General features: G+C 63.9%; 8 protein-coding genes. All 8 read left to right on the top strand.

Annotated elements, in window-relative coordinates; genetic code table 11:
• Positions 1 to 484, top strand: a 484-nt coding sequence (locus EN742_RS20215) for a flagellar basal body P-ring protein FlgI (RefSeq protein ID WP_189375485.1), incomplete at its 5' end; no start/stop codon positions are given.
• A 3-nt stretch (positions 485 to 487) separates the two neighbouring features.
• Positions 488 to 1,066 carry a MotE family protein gene (locus EN742_RS20210; RefSeq protein ID WP_127406382.1) on the top strand — a complete coding sequence of 193 codons (579 nt, stop codon included), beginning with the start codon at positions 488 to 490 and terminating at the stop codon, positions 1,064 to 1,066.
• Positions 1,063 to 1,767, top strand: coding sequence for a flagellar basal body L-ring protein FlgH (gene flgH, locus EN742_RS20205; RefSeq protein ID WP_127406381.1), 705 nt, complete (start codon positions 1,063 to 1,065; stop codon positions 1,765 to 1,767). Before EN742_RS20210 ends, flgH begins: the two co-directional genes overlap by 4 nt.
• Positions 1,768 to 1,793: 26 nt before the next feature.
• Positions 1,794 to 2,288 (top strand): flagellar basal body-associated FliL family protein, encoded by a 495-nt coding sequence (locus EN742_RS20200; protein ID WP_127406380.1) that lies wholly within the window; start codon positions 1,794 to 1,796, stop codon positions 2,286 to 2,288.
• Positions 2,285 to 3,016, top strand: coding sequence for a flagellar type III secretion system pore protein FliP (gene fliP / locus EN742_RS20195; protein WP_126058482.1), 732 nt, complete (start codon positions 2,285 to 2,287; stop codon positions 3,014 to 3,016). The genes EN742_RS20200 and fliP overlap by 4 nt, the downstream gene beginning before the upstream one ends.
• 235 nt (positions 3,017 to 3,251) lie before the next feature.
• On the top strand, positions 3,252 to 4,136 hold the full coding sequence (locus tag EN742_RS20190; RefSeq protein WP_126058481.1) for a flagellin: 885 nt from the start codon (positions 3,252 to 3,254) through the stop codon (positions 4,134 to 4,136).
• A gap of 246 nt (positions 4,137 to 4,382) precedes the next feature.
• Positions 4,383 to 5,267: a flagellin gene (locus tag EN742_RS20185; protein ID WP_126058480.1), complete on the top strand. Its 885-nt coding sequence runs from the start codon at positions 4,383 to 4,385 to the stop codon at positions 5,265 to 5,267.
• Positions 5,268 to 5,399: 132 nt separating this feature from the next.
• On the top strand, positions 5,400 to 6,373 hold a 974-nt coding region (fliF, locus tag EN742_RS20180), incomplete at its 3' end, for a flagellar basal-body MS-ring/collar protein FliF (RefSeq protein WP_128333197.1).

Raw genomic sequence — 6,373 nt, 5'->3', positions numbered from 1 at the left:
CGATTACACCGCGCAGCGTTTCGGCATGCGCGTCGCGGCCGAGCGCGATGCCCGCACCGTCCAGATCAGGCGGCCGAAGAACGTCTCGGCGGCACGCTTTTATGCCGAGATCGAGAATCTGGTCGTGGAATCGGACACGCCGGCCCGCGTCGTCATCGACGAGCGCACCGGCACCATCGTCATCGGCAACAACGTCAAGATCTCGCGCGTGGCCATCAGCCACGGCACGCTCACGGTGCGCATCACCGAGGCGCCGAAAGTCGTCCAGCCCGAGCCCTTTTCCAAGGGCGTGACCGCTGTAGAGCCCTTCACCGCCATCGAGGCCACGCGGCCCGACGCGCGGGTCGCAGTGCTCGACGGGCCGAACCTCGAAACGCTGGTTTCTGGCCTCAACCGTCTTGGCGTCAAGCCGGACGGCATCATTGCCATCCTGCAAGGCATCAAATCGGCCGGCGCCCTGCAAGCCGATCTGGTCCTCCAATAGGCCATGCCGATGATCGCTCCCCGCCAACCGAACCGCAACGCCAGGCCGGCGTTGATTGCCCCGGCCCTCGCCGTCATGCTTCTTTCTGCCGGCGCAGCCCGCGCCGAAGAGGCCGTGCGCCAGGTGCTGCCCGGCGGGCAGGCGCCGGCTGCAACCCAGCAGATGACCCTGGAGAAGGCGCCGGACGAAAGCGAGATACAGCGCTTCTGCTCCAACATCGCCGACGCCGCCCGCGATCGCCGCTACGCCCTGCAGGCGCAGGAGCTGAAGGAGCTCCAGGCCGGCATCGACCAGCGCATGAAAGCGCTGGAGGACAAGCGGGCCGAATACGAGCAATGGCTGAAGCGCCGCGAGGTGTTCCTCGCGCGCGCCGAGGACAGCGTTGTCAAGATCTATGCCGGCATGAAGCCGGACGCCGCGGCCGAACGCCTGGCGATGGTCAATGTCGAACTGGCCGCCGCCATCCTGATGAAGCTGGATTCGCGCAAGGCCGGCGTCATCCTCAACGAAATGGACCAGAAGGCGGCCGCCGCGCTTACCGGCATCATGGCCAGCGCGGCGCGAAGGACAGATCCGTCATGATCCGCAAAATGCTCATCCTCGTCGGAGTCGCGGCCTTGTCCGGCTGCGGTACCGATCTCAAGGAGGTCGGCAGGGAACCGGCGCTGTCGCCGGTCGGCTCCGGCATCGGCAATGGCGCGGCCGCGCCTTACAGCTATCCCGAGCCACCGGCGGCGCCAGTCAAGAAATTCTCGCTGTGGGACGATCGCCAGAGCCGCTTGTTCACCGACCCAAGGGCGCTGCGCGAAGGCGATATCCTCACCGTCAACATCAAGCTAAACGACAAGGCCAACTTCAAGAACCAGAACGACAGGAGCCGCACCGCCGCGCGCAAGCTCGGCTATGATGTCACTCTGGGATGGGAGGGCAACAGCACGAGCGGTAAGGGCGACGCCGGCCTGAGCTCCAGCACCGAAACCAACGCCGACGGCGAAATCAAGCGCTCGGAGACCCTGGAGCTCAACGTCGCCGCCGTCGTCACTGAGGTCTTGCCCAATGGCAACCTGATGATCAGGGGTTCGCAGGAGGTACGCGTCAACTACGAGCTCAGGGTGCTCACCATTGCCGGCATGGTGCGTCCGTCCGATATCGGCGCGGAGAACACCATCTCCTACGAACGCATCGCCGAAGCGCGCATCTCCTATGGCGGCCGCGGCCGAGTCAGTGAGATCCAGCAGCCGGCCTATGGCCAGCAGGTCCTCGATCAGGTTCTTCCCTTCTAAAACGGGCAGGCTCGGGAAATTACGCCATGGCCAATGTCGAGCAAGTCGGGCAGAAGAAGGGACCTTCCCTGGTCATCCAATTGGCCATGCTCGTGGCGGTGACGGCCGCCGCGATCGGCATGGGCTGGCTGTCCGGCGGCTATCTGAAGGGCACCGATGCTCCGGCCTCGGTGCCGGTGGCTCCGGAAAACGAAGGCAATACCGAGAGGCCGGCCGAGTCCGGCAAGGAAGCCGTCGGACCGACGCTTGTCCAGCTTGCACCGATCACCACCAATCTGGCGTCTCCCGCAGAGGTCTGGATAAGGCTGGAGGCGTCGGTGTTTTACGACGCGCCGCAGCCGCCGGAGATGACCGAGCAGATCCACCAGGATCTGTTGGCGCTGGTGCGCACGCTGAAGATGCATCAGATCGAAGGCGCCAGCGGTTACCAGCATCTGAAGGCCGATCTCGAGGAGCGTGCCGCCATCCGCAGCGGCGGCCATGCCAAACAGATTCTGATCAGGACATTGCTGCTCGAATGAGAAAATACCTTCTCGCCGCCACGCTCCTGGTCCTTGCCACCTCCGTCGCCGCGGCCCAGCAGCTGGATCTCGGTGCCATCGGCAAGGCCGACGGCACGACCGTCGGCTACCTGATCCAGATGTTCGGCCTGCTCACCGTGCTGTCGGTGGCGCCGGGGCTTTTGATCATGGTGACGAGCTTCACCCGCTTCGTCATCGCCTTCTCGATCCTGCGCGCCGGCATCGGCCTGCAGTCGACGCCGGCCAACCTGATCCTGATCTCGCTGTCGCTGTTCATGACTTTCTACGTCATGGCGCCGACTTTCGATCAGGCCTGGAACACCGGCGTCAAGCCGCTGATGGACAACCAGATCACGCAGGCGGAAGCGTTCGAGAAGATCTCGGACCCGTTCCGCACCTTCATGCTGCACAATGTGCGCGACAAGGATTTCGACCTCTTCGCCGACCTTGCCCGCGAACGCGGCCAGACCGTCTCGCGCGACACCGTCGACCTGCGCATCCTGGTGCCCGCCTTCATGATCTCCGAAATCCGGCGCGGTTTCGAGATCGGCTTCCTGATCGTGCTGCCGTTCCTGGTCATCGATCTGATTGTCGCCACCATCACCATGGCGATGGGCATGATGATGCTGCCGCCGACCGTGGTGTCGCTGCCGTTCAAGATCCTGTTCTTCGTGCTGATCGACGGCTGGAACCTGCTTGTCGGCAGCCTGGTGCGATCCTTCACCTGACTTGTCGATATTGATCGCCAGCCTTGCCTGACTGGCGCCGCGCCGCCGCGCCCAGATTTCCTGCAATATATTTTCGGTTAACCGTCGCGTTTAGGCCTTTGGTAGGGACTTGCCAGCATAGTCCCCCCAGATGGCGGGTGATCTCAATCAACGATCATTGGCATGATGCCGCACCGTCATACCGGAAAAGCCGGTATGTCAAAAAAACACGTGTAAAATCAAGGTACGAGTAGCCATGTCCAGTATCATGACCAATTCCTCGGCGCTGACCGCGCTGCAGAGCTTGAACAACACCAACAAGCAGCTCGAGACCACCCAGTCGCGTATTTCGACTGGTTACCGCGTCGCCACCGCCTCCGACAACGCCGCCTACTGGTCGATCGCCACCTCGATGAAGTCGGACAACAAGGCGCTCTCGGCCGTACAGGACTCGCTCGGTCTCGGCGCCGGCAAGGTCGACACCGCCTACACCGCCATTAACGACGTCAAGGACCAGGTCGACCTGATCAAGTCCAAGCTGGTCACCGCCCGCGGCGCCAGCCAGGAAGACCAGCAGAAGATCGCGACCGAAATCAACGCCATCCAGGCGCAGATCAAGTCGTCGGTCACCAACGCCAACTTCGCCGGCTCGAACCTGCTGCAGAACGACGGCCTCGCCGCGTCCGACCTTAAGATCGTCGCTTCCTACAACCGCACCGGCGCGACCGTCACCATCGACACCATCGACGTCAAGGCTGCGGACACGCAGGTCCTCGACGTCGCCGGCACGGGCGGCATCGTCGGCGGCCTTCTCGCCACGACCTTCTTCGATCCGAGCTCTGCCGCTGTCGCCGACACTGCCATCGACACCGCGCTCGGCAGCGTTGAAACGGCGCTTGGCAAGCTGTCCACCGGTGCCGCATCGCTCGGTGCCGCCAAGTCGCGCATCGACACCCAGAAGAGCTTCCTGTCGAACCTCTCGGACTCGATCGACAAGGGCGTCGGCTCGCTGGTCGATGCCGACATGAACAAGGAATCGACCCGCCTGCAGGCCCTCCAGGTCCAGCAGCAGCTCGGCATCCAGGCGCTGTCGATCGCCAACGGGAATTCGCAGTCGATCCTGTCGCTCTTCCGCGGCTGATCGCCTCCTGAACTCCAGTCATCTGCATCGGGCCGCGCCATCAGCGCGGCCCGATTTTCATTTGTGAAACCCTTGTCATTTTCCCTCGCCAAAGCATGGCTTTAACGCGCCATTAACGATGTCGCGCTAGTTATGGTTAACCATTCACTTATGACGGGCAGACCAGTTGGTCGACAGGCATGACGCCCCCGCCAAACGGGTTGACCGGCATGCGTAAGGCATGCCTGCTTTGAGAAGGGGTGTACCTTGGCAAGTATCATGACGAACGCCGCGGCGCTGACCGCGCTGCAGAGCCTAAACGCCACCAACAAGGCGCTTGAAACGACGCAGGCCCGCATCTCGACTGGCTACCGCGTCGCCACCGCTTCCGACAACGCCGCCTACTGGTCGATCGCTACCAGCATGCGTTCCGACAACAAGGCGCTGTCGGCGGTGCAGGACGCACTCGGCCTCGGCGCCGGCAAGGTCGACACCGCCTACACCGCCATCACCGACATCAAGGACCAGGTCGACGCGATCAAGGCCAAGCTGGTCACCGCCCGCGGCGCCAGCCAGGACAACCAGCAGAAGATCGCGACCGAAATCAAGGCCATCCAGGAGCAGATCAAGTCGTCGGTCACCAATGCCAGCTATGCCGGCTCGAACCTGCTGCAGAACGACGGCCTCGTCGCCTCCGACCTGCAGATCGTCGCTTCCTACAACCGCACCGGCACCACCGTCGCCATCGACACCATCAACGTCGCGGCCGCCGACACGCAGGTTCTCGATATTGCCGGCACGGGCGGCATCGTAGGCGGCCTTCTCGCCACGACCTTCTTCGACCCGAGCGCCGCTGCGGTCACCGACACCGCAATCGATACGGCGCTCGGCAGCGTTGAAACGGCGCTTGCCAAGCTCTCGACGGGCGCGGCCTATCTCGGTGCCGCCAAGTCGCGCATCGACACCCAGAAGAGCTTCCTGTCGAACCTCTCGGACTCGATCGACAAGGGCGTTGGCGCCCTGGTCGACGCCGACATGAACAAGGAATCGACCCGCCTGCAGGCGCTGCAGGTGCAGCAGCAGCTCGGGATCCAGTCGCTGTCGATCGCCAACGGCAACTCGCAGTCGATCCTGGCCCTGTTCAAGAGCTGATATTCCGGCTGATCTTTCCATTGCATCGAAGGCCGCGCCGCAAGCGCGGCCTTTTGCCTTCCGCCTATCATCCTCGCACAAGCTTCGCGGTCTAGTGTTCCGACGGACAGTCATGCTGGGAGCCGTTGGAACGTGCCGGAACAGATCCAGAGCATCATCTCGAATCTCAGGGCATTTGGCGTCAAGCGCCTCGCCATGCTGGGCGGCATCGCGGTGCTCGTCATGACCGTCATCGGCGTGGCCTCGATCTATCTCAACCGTCCCGCCTACGAGACGCTCTATGTCGGGCTCGAGCGCTCCGACGTGAACCAGATCGGCCTGGTGCTGGGCGAGGCCGGCATCGGCTTCGATGTCGGCGCCGACGGCACCTCAGTGCTGGTGCCGGCCGGCACCACCGCGCAGGCTCGCATGATGCTCGCCGAGAAGGGCCTGCCGACCAGCGCCAATGCCGGCTACGAGCTGTTCGACAATGTCGGCTCGCTCGGCCTGACATCCTTCATGCAGCAGATCACAAGGGTGCGCGCCCTGGAGGGCGAGATCGCGCGCACCATCCAGTCGATCGCCGGCATCAAGGCGGCGCGCGTCCACATCGTCATGTCCGAGCGCGCCAATTTCCGCCGCGACGAGCAGCAGCCCTCGGCCTCGGTGGTCATCCGCTATGCCGGTATCGACGCCGAAAAGAGCGCCATGTCGATCCGTCACCTGGTCGCCGCCGCCGTTCCCGGCCTGGCGGCCGACAAGGTGACGGTGCTCGATTCCAATGGCAACCTGCTGGCCGCCGGCGACGACCCGTCCAACACGAGCGCGGCCCGCACGCTGGGCGTCGAGCAGACGGTCGAGGCGCAGATCGGCGACAACATCCGCCGCGCGCTGACCCCCTATCTCGGCCCCGACAATTTCCGCGCCAGCGTCAAGGCCGACGTCAACACCGACACCCGCCAGACCGAAGAGACGATCTTCGATCCGGAGTCCCGCGTCGAGCGCTCCGTGCAGTCGGTGCGCACCAACGAGAACAGCAATCAGAAGCAGGCCTCGACCCCGACCAGCGTCGAGCAGAACCTGCCCGAGACCCAGGCGGCCAGCACCGAGGGACCGCAATCCACCTC

This window comes from Mesorhizobium sp. M4A.F.Ca.ET.020.02.1.1 (assembly GCF_004022645.1).
GTDB lineage: Bacteria > Pseudomonadota > Alphaproteobacteria > Rhizobiales > Rhizobiaceae > Mesorhizobium.
The sequence above is the reverse complement of the archived record's forward strand: the minus strand, read 5'-3'. Positions and strand labels throughout refer to the sequence as shown.